Below are 15,043 nucleotides of genomic sequence, written 5' to 3'. Positions count from 1 at the left end.
TGTAAGGTGAAATTATGGATAGGCTGTAGCTATTGCGCTAGAATAGAGGAAGAGATGAGGGAGCTCAGACTCCTTTGCAGCAAACTTTGACAATCATTTGGTCACAGAAAGGAATCAAGATGACATTATTAGACGTACAGCACGTGAAGAAAATTTATAAAACCCGCTTTCAGGGCAGTCAGGTAGAAGCCCTCAAAGACATCCACTTTACAGTGGAAAAGGGGGAATATGTCGCCATCATGGGTGAGTCAGGCTCAGGGAAATCCACCCTGCTCAACATCCTGGCCATGCTGGACAAGCCGACTGAGGGCCGCGTCTTTCTCAACGGGACCGACACAGCAACCATCAAAAACAGCCAGGCTTCCAGCTTTCGCCGGGAGAAGCTGGGCTTTGTCTTTCAGGATTTCAACCTGCTGGACACCCTGTCCGTCAAGGACAATATCCTGCTGCCTCTGGTCCTGTCCCGCCGGCCCATCACCGAGATGATGCAAAAGCTGGTTACGACCTGCAATGAGCTGGGGATAAATAAACTCCAAGAGAAGTTTCCTTATGAGATTTCCGGCGGCCAAAAGCAGCGGGTGGCGGTGGCCCGGGCCATCATCACAGATCCTGAGATTCTGCTGGCGGATGAGCCGACCGGGGCCCTGGACTCCAAGTCATCGGCGGCCCTTCTGGATGTCTTTGACGACATCAACGACCGGGGCCAGACCATTCTCATGGTGACCCACTCGACAGCGGCAGCCAGCCGGGCCAAGCGGGTGCTCTTTATCAAGGACGGCATTCTCTACAATCAGATCTTCCGCGGGGACAAGACCGAGCGGCAGATGTTTCAGGAGATTTCCGATACCCTGACAGTGATGGCAAGTGAGGTGGGAGATTATGTTCAAACTAACTAGTAAACTGGCTTTTTCTAATCTGGTCAAAAACCGCAGTCTTTACTATCCTTTTGCTTTGGCAACGCTGGTGGCAACGGCCATTCTCTACAGCTTTGTCTCGTTGGCTTACAGTTCCAATATGGAGGCTTCCTATGGCGGTGCGGCGGCGCGTTCGACCCTGCAGTTCGGGATCTGGGTCATTCAAATCGCTGTTCTCATTCTCATCACCTATGCCAATAGCTTTGTCATGAAAAACCGCTCCCGAGAGCTGGGAGTCTACAGCCTGCTGGGCATGGAGAAAAAGCACCTGCTGGTCATGACTTTTTTTGAGCTTTTCTACTTTGCCCTGCTGACAGTCGGCCTGGGGCTGGGCTTGGGGCTTATTTTGGACAAGATGCTCTATGCGCTCTTGCTGAAGTTTATGGGCATGCAGGTGGTGATTGCCTCGACCTTTCAATGGAGCAATGTGCTGCTGGTCCTTATCAGCCTGGGCCTTGCCTTTGGCGTTATCCTCTTGCTCAACTCGACCCGCCTCCTGCGCTACAGCTCGCTGCATCTGGTCAAGGAAAAGAAAGCTGGGGAGAAGAAGGGGCGTTTCCTGCTGCTGCAGACCATTCTGGGTCTGGGCCTGATGGGAGCAGCCTACTATATCGCCCTGACGGTGACACATCCTGTATCGGCCTTGGTCATCTTTTTCTGGGCGGTGCTCATGGTCATTTTTGCGACCTACCTGCTCTTTAATGCAGGCTCGATTACGCTCTTGAATTTCCTCAAGAAGCGCAAGGGCTACTATTATAAGGCGGAGAATTTCATCTCTGTGTCCAATCTCATTTCCCGCATGCGCAAGAACGCAGCAGGGCTGGCGACCATTTCTATCCTGTCCACCATGCTGCTCGTGACGCTGGTGGGGACGCTCAACATTTACATCGGCGGACAGGACTATCTCAACGGTCTCTACCCAAAAGATTATAATATCAGTCTGGGCTTGAGTAAGCCAGAAGAAGTTTCCAGCTTTTCAGAAAAGGTCAAGAGCCTGGCTCAGGAAGCCGGCCTCAAAGACCCGAGCTATACAGATCATCTCTATCAGCTGACCTATCTGACCCAGCTGTCTGGCAATCAGCTGACTGCGACGGACAAAGTAGATGCGAGCCTCATCTCGAGTGCAGCCGGTATCCTGATGCTGGTCAATCGTGAGGACTATGAAAAAATGACAGGCCAGTCGCTGGAGCTAGCAGATGATGAAGCAGCGATTTATGCGAAAAATGTTTCCTTCCAACAAGATCAGCCCCTGCGTGTCAATGACAAGGACTGGAAGATCAAGCAAGTCCTGAGCGAGAACTTTACTTACGGACAGCTACCGGTAGACTATGCCATGGTGTCGGACAAGAACATCTATATGGTGGTCAACGACATCAACCAGGTCGGTCTTCAGACGGGCTATAGCTACTATATGGGCATCCAATCTGAGACCAAGGAAAACCAGACATTCCAGACAGCTAGCCAAAACCAGCTGGCAGAGCTGTCAGAGGCTCAAGGCGGCGGGAACTTTAACGTGACGGTCCGTGCATCAATTGAGCGCGAGTACAAGGGATTGGTAGGAACCCTTCTCTTCATCGGTGTCTTTCTTTCTATCATCTTCCTTTTAGGAGCTGTTTTGCTTATTTATTACAAGCAAATCTCTGAAGGCTACGAGGACCGGGAAGGCTTTGTCATCCTGCAAAAGGTCGGTCTGGATGAAAAGCAGACCAAGAGCACGATTCGAAAGCAGATTTTGACCGTCTTCTTCCTGCCCCTTATCTTTGCCTTCTGTCACATTGCAGCAGCCTTTCACATGCTGCGGCTGATTGTGGCCTTGCTGGGCGTGACCAACGTTCCGCTGTTGATTCAGATTACCATCGGCACCTGCGGTATTTTCCTGCTGGCCTATATCCTGGTCTTTCTTCTGACTTCCAGAAGCTATCGCAGGATTGTCGCCCGCTAATAAGCTTCCCTGACCTCTGGTCGGGGATTTTTTGATGTCTGGATTTTTACCTCTCATCTCCCTCATTTTACCGCTTGTCCAAAAAGCTGAGATTTTTCAAAAAAGACTTGCTATCATAGTCTCAGAAGTAAAGAAGAGGAGAGAATATCATGTTAGTTCAAACGCAAAATCTGACAAAAGTTTATGGCGGCAAGGTGGCCGTCAATGGTCTGAATCTGGAAATTGAGGCTGGCAGTTTTACGGCTGTCTTGGGCCCTAATGGAGCAGGCAAGTCCACGACTATTCAAATGCTGATAGGGCTCTTGCAGCCGACGTCAGGGCAGATTGCTTATGCGGACCAGATCAAGCTGGGCGTGGTTTTCCAAAACAGCGTTCTGGATGATCAGCTGACCGTCATGGAAAATCTGCAGATCAGAGCCAAGCAGTATAAAAATGTGCAAGCCGGAAAAATGGAAAAACTCATCTCCCAGCTGGGGCTGGCTTCCTTTGCCAGCCAGCGCTACGGCACACTCTCTGGCGGCCAGAAGCGGCGGGTGGACATTGCCCGGGCCCTGCTTAACAGTCCCGACCTGCTCTTTCTGGATGAGCCGACCACAGGCCTGGATATTCAGACTAGATCCAGCATTTGGGATTTGCTGAGAGAGCTGCAGCGGGAAGAAAAGATGACAGTGGTCCTAACGACTCATTATCTCAATGAAGCGGATGATGCGGATAAGATTTACATCGTGGATCACGGCCAAGTCATTGCGGAGGGTTCTGCCGACCAAATCAAGCGGGACTATGCCCGCAGCTGTCTGCGGATTCTGAGTCGGGAGGTTCCCCTTTTGAAGGAGCTCTTGGCGGCTTATGACTGCAAGGAAGCTGGAGAGGATGAGCTGCTCTTTTATCCTGAGACCACCCAGCAGACCCTGAATCTGCTCAATCAGGCTGCTCCTTATATCGATGAATTTGAATACCAGCCCGGCACGATGGATGATGCCTTCATGATTCTGACAGGAAGAGAGGTACGCTAAAAATGTCAGCATTAATCAAACGAAATTTTCTGCTTTATTTCCGCAACCGCAGCGGAGTGATTTTGTCCCTTCTGGGAGCCCTGATTCCCTTTGTCCTTTATCTGATCTTTCTGCGAAATAGTATGAAAGGTCATTGGGATGCCAGCAGCCATGCAACGGAGATGTTGGACTTTTGGCTGATGAGCGGGGTTTTGGCTGTTGCAGGTCTGACCACCACCCTGTCTGCCTTTGCCCGGCAGGTCGAGGACCGGGAGCGCAGGGTCACGGATGACCTCTTTATCACGGACTTGGGCCAATGGGGCCTACAGCTCAGCTATCTGATCAGCAGCCTGATTATTGGCTTTGTCATGCAGGTTCTCATGTTTGCTTTTATGCTGACCTACTTTATGCTGGCGGACAAGATTTCCTTTGACTGGGGTCTCCTGCCCCAGTTGGCTCTCCTCATGCTGGCCAACAGCATATTAGCTAGTCTTCTTAATGCCTTGCTGGTGCGCTTCTTTAAGTCGGTGGATTCTCTGGGTAGATTTGCGACGGTTATGGGCGCGGCTTCTGGTTTTCTGGTGGGGACCTATATGCCGATTGGCGTCCTGCCTGATCTGGCCCAAACCATTATGAAGCTCACTCCCTTTACCTATATGGCTTCTCTCTTCAGACAGGTCCTGATGAAGGGGGCTCTGGCTGAGGTCTTTGCCGGCAAGAATCAGCTCCGGCCGGAGTTTGAAAAACTCATGGGCATCCGGCTGGACTGGCAGGGGCTCTTGACAAGCCAGGAGACTTTCTATATAGTGGGGGTAGTGATTCTTGCAGCGGCCTTGATCTGGGGCGGGCAAAACCTGCTGCTGAATCGGCGCGTGAAAGCAAGAGTATAAAAAGTCGGAAAGAGGAGGACGAGGCTTGCGGACAAAATTTGAAGAGGATTCCCATATTTCCTCCAGCGACCCGCTGGTGGTCGTGAGAGCGGATCAGCTGACCGGCCAGGCCAAGGATATCATGGACTATCTGGACCAGTACAAGGCCGGCCCCAGCGGAGTCCTGCCCATCAAGTCAGATGATAAGCTGGTCATGCTAAAGACTGAGGACATTATCCTAGCGGACATCAACCAGACCACGCTGATGATCTACAGCACTGAGGGCGTCTATGCCACGACAGAGACCCTGACCCGTTTTCAAAACCGGCTCAATAGCCGCAATTTCATCCAGGTTTCCCGGCATGCCGTCATCAACATTGACCATCTGGAATCCCTGTCTGACAGCTTTTCGGGCAATATGGCAGCCAAGCTGACCAATAATATCAAAACCGAAGTCAGCCGCCGCTATGTCAAGCTCTTGATGGACTATCTGGGCATTTAGGAGGGAACTATGAATTATCTGAAAAAAATGATTTCCGCTATTCAAAGCGGCTTGCGAACGGGCAGCTTGGTTTACTTGCTAGCCCTGCTCCTCTCTATCCAAAAATCACCCCTTTCTCATGGCAATATCATCAGTGTTCTCGTGATGTCTGGCCTAGCTGGTCTTTTGACCCTCATCTTTGAAGCATCGGACCGCGTCCCTTTTCCCATTCTCCGTTTCCTTCATTTTATAGGAACAGCTGGTCTGGCAGCCGGCATGATGGTCTACAATGGCTGGGGAGATTTAGTTTTCAGCTGGAGTTTCGGGCTGTCTTTTGTCCTTATCTATCTCTTCGTCTGGCTGCTGGTCTATGTGGACTCTGCCCTTAAGACCCGAAAGATTAATGACGCTCTGGCAAAACGTCGGAAAAATAAAGCTAATACTCTTTGAAAATCTCTTCAAACTATGTCAACGGCGCCTTGCCGTACTTTTGACACTTCCTATCGGTCTTTTATCTGCAACCTCAAATAGCCCCCGGACTATCTGAGCAGCCTGCGGCTTGTTTTCGACGCTGTTTGTTTTGAAACGATTATTTTCAAAACAAACAGTTAGTGCGGGAGTTAGAGCAAGTCCACTAGGATTGCTCGTGACATGATGAGCAATTTATTTGCCATCATGTCTGCTCCTGCCTGGTTTGCTCTTTGATTTTCTTTGAGTATAAAAATAAATAATAGCAATCAGATTTCGAGAGGAATCTGATTTTTTAATGTGATTGTAAGGAAGCAGCCCCGCACACCCAGCTGTACAGAAGTCAAGAGATGATGCCATCCCTGCATTTCAACCGCTTATCTCTCTGTCAGGACCGTTTATGGAAAAAGCCGGGATTTTTCCTCCTTAGCCTGTTATCATCAAGGCAAGCTTATTTTAAATGAGAGGGGAAAATATGTGTACAACTTTTTCACTTAACAAGGACCGCTTGGTCGGTCAAAATTATGATTTTTACTTCGGTCACGGCTGCATCCTTTTCAATCCCAAGAATCTGAAGAAATACACGCCGGTCCAGCCGCCGCAAAAGCCCCTGACCTGGCTCAGCTCCTTTAACAGCCTGACTTTTAACCAGTTTGGCTGTGAGTTTCCCACGGGTGGCATGAATGACCAGGGTCTGGTTGCGGCCATTATGTTTGACGAGGATGGGATTTTTCCAAAAGAGGAAGCCAGCAGTGGGCTCAGTGAGCTCCAGTGGGTCCAGTACCAGCTGGACAATTTTGCGACCGTGGCGGAGGTCCGAGACCATCTGTCTGAGACCCTGCCCTTTGCCCAGTTCATGCCGCTCCACTATACCCTGGCCGATGCCAGCGGCCAGTCTCTGATTGTCGAATTTGTCGATGGTCAGCCAGTCCTGCATGATGATCAGGATTTTCATGTCCTGACCAATACCAATCTGGAGCGCACCCAGCAGGAGGCCCAAGATCCGCCCCAGACCATTGACAAGGACCGGGACCTGTCTGTCCGCCGCTATGCTAGCCTGATGGCCGATTTTGCAAGGGATAAGGACCAGACGGCCGATGTTGATCAGGCTTTTGATTATCTGAATCGGGTGGCCTTTCTCAATCAGGAGGATAATATCGGCTTTAACTTCATGCTGCAGGAGGAGGTTCCCGTCTACACCTACTGGTCGATCGTCTACGACAGCCAGCAGAAGCAGATCTACCTCAAGACCTATGACCACCCGGATCTTAAAGTCTTTTCTTTGGAAAAAATGGCAGAGCGTTACCAGAGGATTTCTATGCTGGATATCGAGACCAGTCAGGCAGGCGATCTTAGTCAGGCCCTGCAGCCTTTTGATCCGGCCCTCAACCGCTCTATGATAGCACAGAGCTATTCTCAGCTTGCGCCAGATCTGCCCAGTCAAGTCCTCGACTGGCTCAGCACCTATCCCCAGACCTTCCGCAGGAAGGGCGCATTGATGCAGTCTCTCCGCAGGCTTTGGGGGCGGGCCTAATAAGACCATAAAAGGAAACAAGAGACAGAGAGGAAGCTGCCTATGTTTAGAATCTTTTGTAAAATGATTTTCAGAAGCATTGCATTTGCTGTTAAGGATTGAGAAAAGAGAAGGGAATGAAAAAAATCTATTTTTTATTGGTATATCTCAATCTGGAAGGAAAGCGAATCTGTATCTGCCAAACTCTTGAAGATTAGGGTGATATCAAGATTCCGCCGCGCATATATAAAAATAGCCCCCTGAGTCATGCTCAGGGGGATGCAGTTAGAATCTGTATTTACAGGACAGAAATTTTTAGACTAGAATCCCAGTCTGATGTGCGGGAAGTGGTTGTAGAGGTAGTCAAAGGTTGACTGGAGTTTGGTATCTGTTGTTTTGCCAATGTTTTTGATAGGCATTTGGTATTTCTTGTTATTGGAACGGATAGCAATCAGGGTTGAATTTCTGTTTGAGACAACAAAGCTGCGGCGCATGGTTATGATATGGTGGTAGAGATGGACCACGTCATTCAGATCAACTGCCTTAAAGCCATTGTAATAGCTAATCAAATGGTGCTTGTAGATGATAATCTTCAGCACCTCATCATGGTAGCTGGCATTTTCCAGCAGAATATTGAGGTTGTCCTTGGCTTCCGGATAGACTGCATAGATTTCATCGTAGGCCTGAATGTTCTTCCTGCGGCCGATAATCCCCAAAATGATAAATAAAATACTGATTCCGACCATGAAGAGCAGCATCCAGGTATGCTCAAAACTGCTGGCTTGGTAGCGGGAAATGGAAACATAGGTATCCGTAGCTAAATAGTTTGACACTCCGTCAAATTCAGCGCCTACGCTGCGGATGAGGCTGCTGTAATTGCTGATTCTGTCCTTTGTTTTGGAGTTTGAACTGATATATTGGCCGATCACGCGGACGGGTTTGTCAGCTAATTCCCCCTTTTGGGCCTTTTGGACAATGTCTGCGACTTGTGAGTCATTCTTTTTGGCTTGGAGAGCGGAATAGCCATCCTTGTACTGAATCAGCCAAACCTCCGTATTGTCATCAACATCAATAACAGGCTGCTCGGAAATGTTGTAAACATCAACATAAACCGTTTCATCACTGGTCTTGGTGCTGTCTCCGGCATAGGCAGTCTTAGGATTGGCCTCGCTGTAAAGCATGTAGCCGAAAATAACTGCTGGAATGAGAAAGAGTGCAGCGACAATCACCAGAGCAACCATTCCCTTGTTGCGTTGTTCTTTAAGCATGAGTAAACCTCCAATTTAATCTGGATTCTTTGAAATTCAAAGTACCCTAACGACTCTAGTATAACATAATTGCTTGACAAATGTAAATAGGGTGTTATAATATGAATGAATAGAAAAAATGATTCATTCAAATAATCAGAAAGCAGGGCAGAGGAGATGGAGAAAAAGGCAGAATTGCTGGCTGCAGCGAGGGAAGTCTTCGCCGAAAAAGGCTACAAGGCCGCTGGGATTTCTGATATAGCTAAAAGAAGCCATATGGCTGTAGGATCCTTTTATAAGTATTATGAGTCCAAAGAAGCTGTTTTTCTGGATGTTTATGTGGCGGAGAACAGCCGTATACGTGAAGAAACCATGCGACGTGTGGATTGGCAGGACAAGCCTGAAGCGGTTGTTGAACAGCTCTTTGCAGTGACTTTTGAGTTGATTTCGCCCAATAAAATTCTGGCTGAGTGGAACAAGCCGGGCATTTCTCAGCTTCTGCATGATTACTATCGTCAGGAAGAAGGCCGAGCCGCCAATGCCTTTCATCGCTTTCTGATTCAGACTTTCAGCCAGCGTCTGCAGGAAGAAGGCTTTTCAAAGGAAAAAACTGCTGAAATTATGAAGGTCTATGACTTGATTTATTACATCGACATGCATGTGACCGAGCAGGAATTTCCAGGCTATTTTAACAGTATCGAAACCTTGGTAAAATACTTTGTGAAGGGAATTTTTTCAAAATAATGAACCTTCCTTTTCTTGGGGTTGAGATGAATGAATGGATTAAAATGTTCATTCATTTCCGTGGAAGTGATTGGCGGTGGGACAGAAGAGGCTGAGACAGACTCCCTTCACTCTTTTGTTTCTATGCTCAGGCTGAAAAGGTTCCCCAAACCTTTTCATTCCCAGACTGGGAGAGGTTGGGGATAAAACAAACGCAGTTTGTGTCAAAACAGTCCGGGGGACTGGGAGGGGTTGGGGATAAGGCAAGCGAAGCTTGCATCAGCTCTACTTTTGAGACTTCCTCACGGAAGCGCCATCCACCGCCACTGCTAAAAGCAAACGAAAAGACTATACATGCGGATGAACTTTGGGGTGATTCATTCAATCAAGGAGGTGAGGACTATGAGATGAGGCCTGCTGCTGGGATGAGACGGCTTTTCTATTTAAATAGATATGAATGAATTGAGAGAATTATTCATTCAAAAAAGAGAGTGAGGAAACAGAATGAACAAAGAAGAAGGATTTGCTATGAGCGGAATGGCAATTTTAGGCATCTGTCTGCTGGTGATTGGTCTTTTGATTATTGGCTATGGCGGAGTGAGCTATGGGTTTGGGCTGAGCCTGGATTTTCAGTCCTTTCTGGTGGGCGGTCTGACTGTTGCCTTGATTGGTGCAGGTCTGATTCCGGGTCTGCCGGCAGCGGCCAAGCTGACTGTACTGGCTTTAGCAGCCTTAGCGGGTCTCCTTTATATTCACAGCATGCCAGATGATTTTGAGCTGATGATGAAGCTAATTGCTGATGTCGTGGTTCTGGGTCTGGCAGCCTGGCTGGCGACCATTTTTCTAAGAAAGTAGGTGGAGCAGATGATGATTGTTTATGATTCTCATACAGGTGTCGGCAAGCGCTTTGCAGAGTCGCTGGGTTATCCGGCCCAGTCGGTTAAAGAGCGGCTGGATGAGCCCTGCATTTTAATCACACGAAACGCGGGGGCGGGGAAAATTCCCTGGTCAACCAAGCGCTTCATCAAGAAGCATCCGGGCCTGATTAAGGGCTTTGTCAACAACGGTGACTCGGTTAAACACGGCCGGACTTACTGCGGGGCGACGCCGTTGATCATTGAAAAATACGGTCTCAAGCATATCCGCGATATTGATCGGGGCGGCAGCTTGGACGATGTCAAAGCAGTGCAGGCCTTTTTGGCCGAGCTTTAATGTTAGAGGATCTTTGAGCAGCAAGGCCAACCGTTGTTATGCATTTGAAAATCGAAGAAAGCGAGGATGGGACCAAAGTGTTTCAGCCTTGCTTTTTTTTCGATAAAAAATTCGTAACGCGGCAGCTGATGGCTAAGAGAGCGGGACGGCTACCAATAAAGGCTGTGTCCTCATCTGCAAAGGGGACAATCTTTGATATAGTCTTTTAGTTTGCTTTTAGTACGAGGCAGCGAGCCACAGACAGTACTGGCGTACGGAAAGGCAACGCTGACGCGGTTTGAAGAGGGTTTAGAAAAGTTTAAGCTTTTAAATTGGCATATCAGATGGCGTATGGTAAAATGGAATAGTATTGTATCTGGAGCGTCTGCATACAGGAGACAGTGGCATAATTGAACCTGCCCATCCGGATTGCAATAACACCTTATACTTTTATTTTACGAAGTTCGGACGGAAGGGTCTGAAAAGGTGAATCTGGGGGAGCGGCTGCCTCCTAATCAGCTTTTCTGCTTTTCCAGATGTCTTGCATTTTATGAAAGGAAGTTTGTATGAACAAGAAATTCAAAGCATGGTTTCAGGTTATCATTCTTTGTCTCGGTATTTTTCTGCCGTCTTTGTCCCATGCGATGAAGGCCCAGGCAGCGGAATTTGACAATGTCATCACTAAGATGGACATTAAAAACAGCTCTGGTACTGACTTGACCCAAGGGATAGATATTTGGGAAGCCTTCCGTATCAATGCTCAGTTTGTCCTGCCGGACAATCAGCTGCATGCTGGAGATACGACGACAGTCTCCCTGCCGACGGAGTTAGCTTTCAGCAATTCGTCAAATATCGAGCTTAAAGATGAAGATGGACAGGTTGTTGCAAACGGAGTTCTGGATAATGCTTCAAAAACCATTACATTGACCTATACGGACTATGTAGAGCAAAAATCTGGGGTTCGCGGAGAATTCTTCTTCTATGTGCGTATTGACCACGAGGTTGTCACAGAAGAAAAAGATATTCCAATTACTGTCCGCGTGGGCAGCAATACCTTTACCCCCGGTACGGTCCACTACAACGGCCCGCCCAAGCAGTATGACTCTAAGATCGAGAAAAGCGGCTATCAGGCCAGTGAAGATGCCAAAAATGAAATTCACTACAACATTGCCGTTAACCGCAATATGGATCAATACAACGATGTATCGGTGACGGACCAGCTGGCAGATTCCAGTATCAAGATCGAGAAAGACTCTATCAAGGTCTATAAGATTGACTGGCGCTGGAATAACGGCGACTGGGCGCGTGACAGTACGGAAGATGTGACTGCAGACTTCCAGTCTAATATCGCTGTTACGGGCGACGGTGAAGGCTTTACTGTTGATTTTGGCGACTTGAACAAGGTCGGCTATCTCATTGACTATAAGGCCAAAGCTGACTATGATCTTGTCGATGGGGAGAAGGTCAGCAACAGCGCAACTTTGAACTACAATGATACCCAATCTGTCACTGTTGCCAATGACTATTCCTATCAAATTGCCGGCGGTACTTCAGAAGGCTATACCTTTAAAATCGCCGTGCAGAAGACTGATGAGTCCAATGCTCCGCTGAACGGTGCGGTCTTTGAGGTTATCCGCAAGTCCACTAATAAAGTCGTCGGCACTATCACGACAGATGCAGACGGCAAGGCAGAGGTCGGCAATTTGCTGCGCGACACTTATCTGCTTCGCGAAACAACTGCCCCAGCGGGCTATGACAAACTGACAGAGGATATTACCATTGGTGCTGGCGACTTTGGCAAGACGCTGACAGTCGGCAGTCCGGCATCTGGTGACTCTGGCGACAGCAGCCTTGTTGCGGTCAATGTTGTCAATAAAAAGGCACAGACTGCTCAGAAGGTTGCTTTCAGCAAAACCAATCTGGGCGGGCAGGAGATTGCCGGAGCGCAGATTCAGATTTTCAAGGGGAGCACGGCAGAGGGCACAGCAGTTGCCAGCTGGACGTCGGAAGCAAATGCCAGCAAAGAGCTGGAGCTGGAAGCCGGAACCTACACTTTCCACGAGGAAGCAGCTCCGACCGGCTACCTGAAAGTGACAGATATTACCTTTGAGGTCAAGGCTGACGGTACAGTGACGGTGAGCAATATCGGGGAAAAAGATGCCAAGGGCGAAAGCAATCAAGCTGTCGCTGCCGGCTCAACATTGACCGTTACTGATAAGGATGATGATTTGCCGCGCAAGGTGACTTTCAGCAAGGTCAATGTCGGCGGTGAGGAAATTGCCGGAGCGCAGATTCAAATCTTCAAAGGCAAGGAGGCAGCCGGAACTCCTGCTGAGGCATGGACTTCGGAAGCCGGCCAATCTCATGAGATTGACTTGGCGCCGGGCATCTATACTCTCCATGAGGAAGCAGCTCCGACCGGCTACCTTGCTGTGACGGATATTACCTTCCAAGTCAATGCCGACGGTACAGTGACCGTTCTGGATGCCAACAGCAATGCTGTGGAATACAAGGACGGCAAGCTGGTTATTACCGACCAGCTGAACCCCGACTCTGACAAATCGGATCCGTCCGACGACAAGAACAACTCTGGAGACGGCAATCATTCCGGCAGCCAGAATGACCCTGGCAACTCTGGCAGTTCAGATCAAGCGGGTGACCCTGACCAAACAAGCAGAGGACAAGGGAAATCGAAAAAGGTTCTCCCGGCGACGGGCTCTGCGGACAGCCTGACTCTGGTCATGGCAGGTCTGGTTCTTTTGGCACTTGGCGGTCTCTGCTGCAGGGTGCGATTGTCTAAATAATCACAGAAACAAGTGCTAAGATATTAGCGCTTGTTTTTTTGCAGACCGGCCTGCTGTACCCTAGATGTTTCGAAAGAGGCCTGCAGCTCACAGGGCTTTCTCTGCCGCTTGCTGATTCTTTTTGACCACTTAGCGCTAAGCTCTTGCTTTTAGCTCGGAATCTTCTATAATAGTTAGCAAATAGGAAAGGAAGATGACATATGACAGAATCAAAACTGCAAGACAAACTCAAACCAGGCTTGAAATTAGAGGATTTCCAAAAAGAGGGAGAGATTTATCTGGCTCTGAATCCAGACTATCTCTCCGGTGATAATGCCAAGTACATGACCATGTATAACAAACTATCCCGCTGGTATGATATAGGTGAGAGGTGGTTTGGCCGTCTGGTCTATGGCAATAGCCTGACTCAGATGAGGAGAGAGCTGATGGAGGAGATTGAGTGGCAAAATGGCTTATCTGTCCTCTACGTATCTATCGGGACAGGCTCTGACCTGCGCTATCTTCCCAAGGGAGTCGACCTGAAAAGCTTGGACTTGGTCGGAGCAGATATTTCCATGGGCATGCTGAAAAAATGCCAAAAGGCTTGGTCCCAAAAGACCCATCTGCATCTGTTTAATGCCTGTGCAGAGGACCTGCCCTTTGCGGATAATAGCTTTGACATCGTTTACCACGTCGGGGGAATCAACTTCTTCAGCGACAAGAAAAAGGCCATGCAGGAAATGCTGCGGGTAGCCAAGCCCGGCACCAAAATCCTGATTGCAGATGAGACGGCAGATTATGTAGATCAGCAGTATAAAAAGAACCACTTCAGCAAGGACTACTTTAAGGATGCGGAGGTTGATCTGAGGGAAATCGAGGCCGCTGTGCCGGCCGGAGTCAGGGAGAAGGAGATGAAGTTCCTCTGGGGCGGCAAATTCTATGCCCTGACCTTTAGGAAATAATAAGAACCGGACTGTGTTTCCGGTTTTTTTGCTTCGGAATGACAGCAACAGAAGGCCAAGCAGTCGAAAGCTGGACATCCGAAGCAGGTAAGTCTAAGGACATCAACTTGGCACCAGGTACTTATACCTTCCATGAGGAAGCTGCACCGACCGGCTACCTGAAAGTAACCGACATCACATTCCAAGTCAACCATGATGGTACAGTGGAAGTGATTAATGTCGGTGAGAAAGCCGCTAAGGGCGAAACAAATACGGTCGCGACAAATGGTTCGACTGTTACAGTAACCGATAAGGACGATGATCTCCCACGTAAGGTGACCTTCAGTAAGGTCAACCTTGGCGGTACTGAGATTGCCGGTGCAGAGATTCAAATTTTCCAAGGCAAAGAGGCAACTGGTAATCCTGTAGCAAAATGGACTTCAGAAGCAAATACATCGCACGAGCTTGAATTAGCTCCTGGGGTATATACCTTCCATGAAGCTGCAGCCCCAACTGGTTACTTAGCTGTTACTGACATTGTGTTCCAAGTGAATCTCGATGGCACAGTAACAGTCGTAGATGCCAATGGAAATACAGTAGAATACAAGGATGGGAAGTTAGTCGTAACTGATCAAACGAAACCGACTGGTCCAGACAAAGATCCGTCTAAAGAAACACATAATTCAAATCCGAAAAAATCAAATCAAGATAAACCTGGAGATAAGGGGAAGGCGAAGAAAGTTCTGCCTTTCACAGGTACAGAAATCAGCTTTACGCTACTTGCTATAGGCTTGATTATCATAGTTGGTTGTGGGGTTTATTTCGGGATCCGTTTCAAAAAATAAAACAGAAAGCAAGGCGGTGGGACAGAACTAAATTTTGAAAAAATTTAGTTCCCTTCGCTCTTTTGTTTCTAAGCTCAGGCTGAAAAGGTCTCCCAGACCTTTTCACTCCCAGCCCGCGAGGCTCTCACAGTCCG

14 protein-coding genes are annotated in these 15,043 nt (G+C 48.5%); 13 read left to right on the top strand and 1 reads right to left on the bottom strand.

The features are described 5' to 3' along the window. Window positions 1-119 precede the first annotated feature (119 nt). The 7 genes from DHL47_RS05690 to DHL47_RS05660 all read left to right on the top strand — a co-directional run bounded on the left by DHL47_RS05690 (window position 120) and on the right by DHL47_RS05660 (window position 7,200). Window positions 120-896: an ABC transporter ATP-binding protein gene (locus tag DHL47_RS05690; RefSeq protein ID WP_209551193.1), complete on the top strand. Its 777-nt coding sequence runs from the start codon at window positions 120-122 to the stop codon at window positions 894-896. Next, window positions 880-2,856 (top strand): FtsX-like permease family protein, encoded by a 1,977-nt coding sequence (locus DHL47_RS05685; RefSeq protein WP_209551192.1) that lies wholly within the window; start codon window positions 880-882, stop codon window positions 2,854-2,856. Before DHL47_RS05690 ends, DHL47_RS05685 begins: the two co-directional genes overlap by 17 nt. 149 nt (window positions 2,857-3,005) lie before the next feature. Further along, complete coding sequence (locus tag DHL47_RS05680; protein ID WP_209551191.1) at window positions 3,006-3,869, top strand: ABC transporter ATP-binding protein; 864 nt, start codon at window positions 3,006-3,008, stop codon at window positions 3,867-3,869. Window positions 3,870-3,871: 2 nt separating this feature from the next. Next, window positions 3,872-4,738: an ABC transporter permease gene (locus DHL47_RS05675; RefSeq protein WP_209551190.1), complete on the top strand. Its 867-nt coding sequence runs from the start codon at window positions 3,872-3,874 to the stop codon at window positions 4,736-4,738. A gap of 25 nt (window positions 4,739-4,763) precedes the next feature. Then, a complete protein-coding gene (locus DHL47_RS05670; protein WP_209551189.1) occupies window positions 4,764-5,219 on the top strand; it encodes a LytTR family DNA-binding domain-containing protein in 456 nt (151 codons plus the stop codon). A gap of 9 nt (window positions 5,220-5,228) precedes the next feature. Then, window positions 5,229-5,648 (top strand): DUF3021 domain-containing protein, encoded by a 420-nt coding sequence (locus DHL47_RS05665; RefSeq protein ID WP_128835790.1) that lies wholly within the window; start codon window positions 5,229-5,231, stop codon window positions 5,646-5,648. 493 nt (window positions 5,649-6,141) lie between these two features. Then, window positions 6,142-7,200, top strand: a complete 1,059-nt coding sequence (locus tag DHL47_RS05660; protein WP_209551188.1) for a linear amide C-N hydrolase — start codon at window positions 6,142-6,144, stop codon at window positions 7,198-7,200. A gap of 299 nt (window positions 7,201-7,499) precedes the next feature. On the opposite strand, the gene DHL47_RS05655 is transcribed toward DHL47_RS05660, so the two are convergent. After that, a complete protein-coding gene (locus DHL47_RS05655) occupies window positions 7,500-8,447 on the bottom strand; it encodes a hypothetical protein (protein WP_209551187.1) in 948 nt (315 codons plus the stop codon). A 156-nt stretch (window positions 8,448-8,603) separates the two neighbouring features. On the opposite strand from DHL47_RS05655, the gene DHL47_RS05650 reads away from it, so the two are divergent. The 6 genes from DHL47_RS05650 to DHL47_RS05625 all read left to right on the top strand — a co-directional run bounded on the left by DHL47_RS05650 (window position 8,604) and on the right by DHL47_RS05625 (window position 14,909). Next, window positions 8,604-9,170: a TetR/AcrR family transcriptional regulator gene (locus tag DHL47_RS05650; RefSeq protein WP_209551186.1), complete on the top strand. Its 567-nt coding sequence runs from the start codon at window positions 8,604-8,606 to the stop codon at window positions 9,168-9,170. 483 nt (window positions 9,171-9,653) lie between these two features. Then, the gene (locus DHL47_RS05645) at window positions 9,654-10,004 is read left to right on the top strand and encodes a hypothetical protein (protein ID WP_209551185.1); all 351 of its coding nucleotides are present in this window, start codon (window positions 9,654-9,656) and stop codon (window positions 10,002-10,004) included. 9 nt (window positions 10,005-10,013) lie between these two features. Further along, window positions 10,014-10,361 (top strand): class Ib ribonucleoside-diphosphate reductase assembly flavoprotein NrdI, encoded by a 348-nt coding sequence (locus tag DHL47_RS05640; protein WP_245335559.1) that lies wholly within the window; start codon window positions 10,014-10,016, stop codon window positions 10,359-10,361. Window positions 10,362-10,906: 545 nt separating this feature from the next. Then, window positions 10,907-13,144 (top strand): SpaA isopeptide-forming pilin-related protein, encoded by a 2,238-nt coding sequence (locus DHL47_RS05635; protein WP_209551183.1) that lies wholly within the window; start codon window positions 10,907-10,909, stop codon window positions 13,142-13,144. A gap of 200 nt (window positions 13,145-13,344) precedes the next feature. Beyond that, complete coding sequence (locus tag DHL47_RS05630) at window positions 13,345-14,085, top strand: class I SAM-dependent methyltransferase (protein WP_209551182.1); 741 nt, start codon at window positions 13,345-13,347, stop codon at window positions 14,083-14,085. Beyond that, window positions 14,082-14,909, top strand: coding sequence for a SpaA isopeptide-forming pilin-related protein (locus tag DHL47_RS05625; protein WP_338060090.1), 828 nt, complete (start codon window positions 14,082-14,084; stop codon window positions 14,907-14,909). The genes DHL47_RS05630 and DHL47_RS05625 overlap by 4 nt, the downstream gene beginning before the upstream one ends. The last annotated feature ends 134 nt before the right edge of the window (window positions 14,910-15,043 follow it).

Origin of the sequence: Streptococcus panodentis (assembly GCF_017884005.1) — a bacterium.
GTDB classification, from domain to species: Bacteria; Bacillota; Bacilli; order Lactobacillales; family Streptococcaceae; genus Streptococcus; species Streptococcus panodentis.
Note: the sequence above shows the minus strand (reverse complement) of the source record. Positions and strands in the feature narration are given on the sequence as shown.

Bases quoted from the DNA above. Each gene is read 5' to 3' on its own strand.
- DHL47_RS05640 (WP_245335559.1), top strand. From the start codon at position 10,014: ATGATGATTGTTTATGATTCTCATACAGGTGTCGGCAAGCGCTTTGCA.
- DHL47_RS05680 (WP_209551191.1), top strand. From the start codon at position 3,006: ATGTTAGTTCAAACGCAAAATCTGACAAAAGTTTATGGCGGCAAGGTG.
- DHL47_RS05655 (WP_209551187.1), bottom strand. From the start codon at position 8,447: ATGCTTAAAGAACAACGCAACAAGGGAATGGTTGCTCTGGTGATTGTC.
- DHL47_RS05690 (WP_209551193.1), top strand. From the start codon at position 120: ATGACATTATTAGACGTACAGCACGTGAAGAAAATTTATAAAACCCGC.
- DHL47_RS05660 (WP_209551188.1), top strand. From the start codon at position 6,142: ATGTGTACAACTTTTTCACTTAACAAGGACCGCTTGGTCGGTCAAAAT.
- DHL47_RS05675 (WP_209551190.1), top strand. From the start codon at position 3,872: ATGTCAGCATTAATCAAACGAAATTTTCTGCTTTATTTCCGCAACCGC.
- DHL47_RS05635 (WP_209551183.1), top strand. From the start codon at position 10,907: ATGAACAAGAAATTCAAAGCATGGTTTCAGGTTATCATTCTTTGTCTC.
- DHL47_RS05685 (WP_209551192.1), top strand. From the start codon at position 880: ATGTTCAAACTAACTAGTAAACTGGCTTTTTCTAATCTGGTCAAAAAC.
- DHL47_RS05630 (WP_209551182.1), top strand. From the start codon at position 13,345: ATGACAGAATCAAAACTGCAAGACAAACTCAAACCAGGCTTGAAATTA.
- DHL47_RS05650 (WP_209551186.1), top strand. From the start codon at position 8,604: ATGGAGAAAAAGGCAGAATTGCTGGCTGCAGCGAGGGAAGTCTTCGCC.
- DHL47_RS05665 (WP_128835790.1), top strand. From the start codon at position 5,229: ATGAATTATCTGAAAAAAATGATTTCCGCTATTCAAAGCGGCTTGCGA.
- DHL47_RS05645 (WP_209551185.1), top strand. From the start codon at position 9,654: ATGAACAAAGAAGAAGGATTTGCTATGAGCGGAATGGCAATTTTAGGC.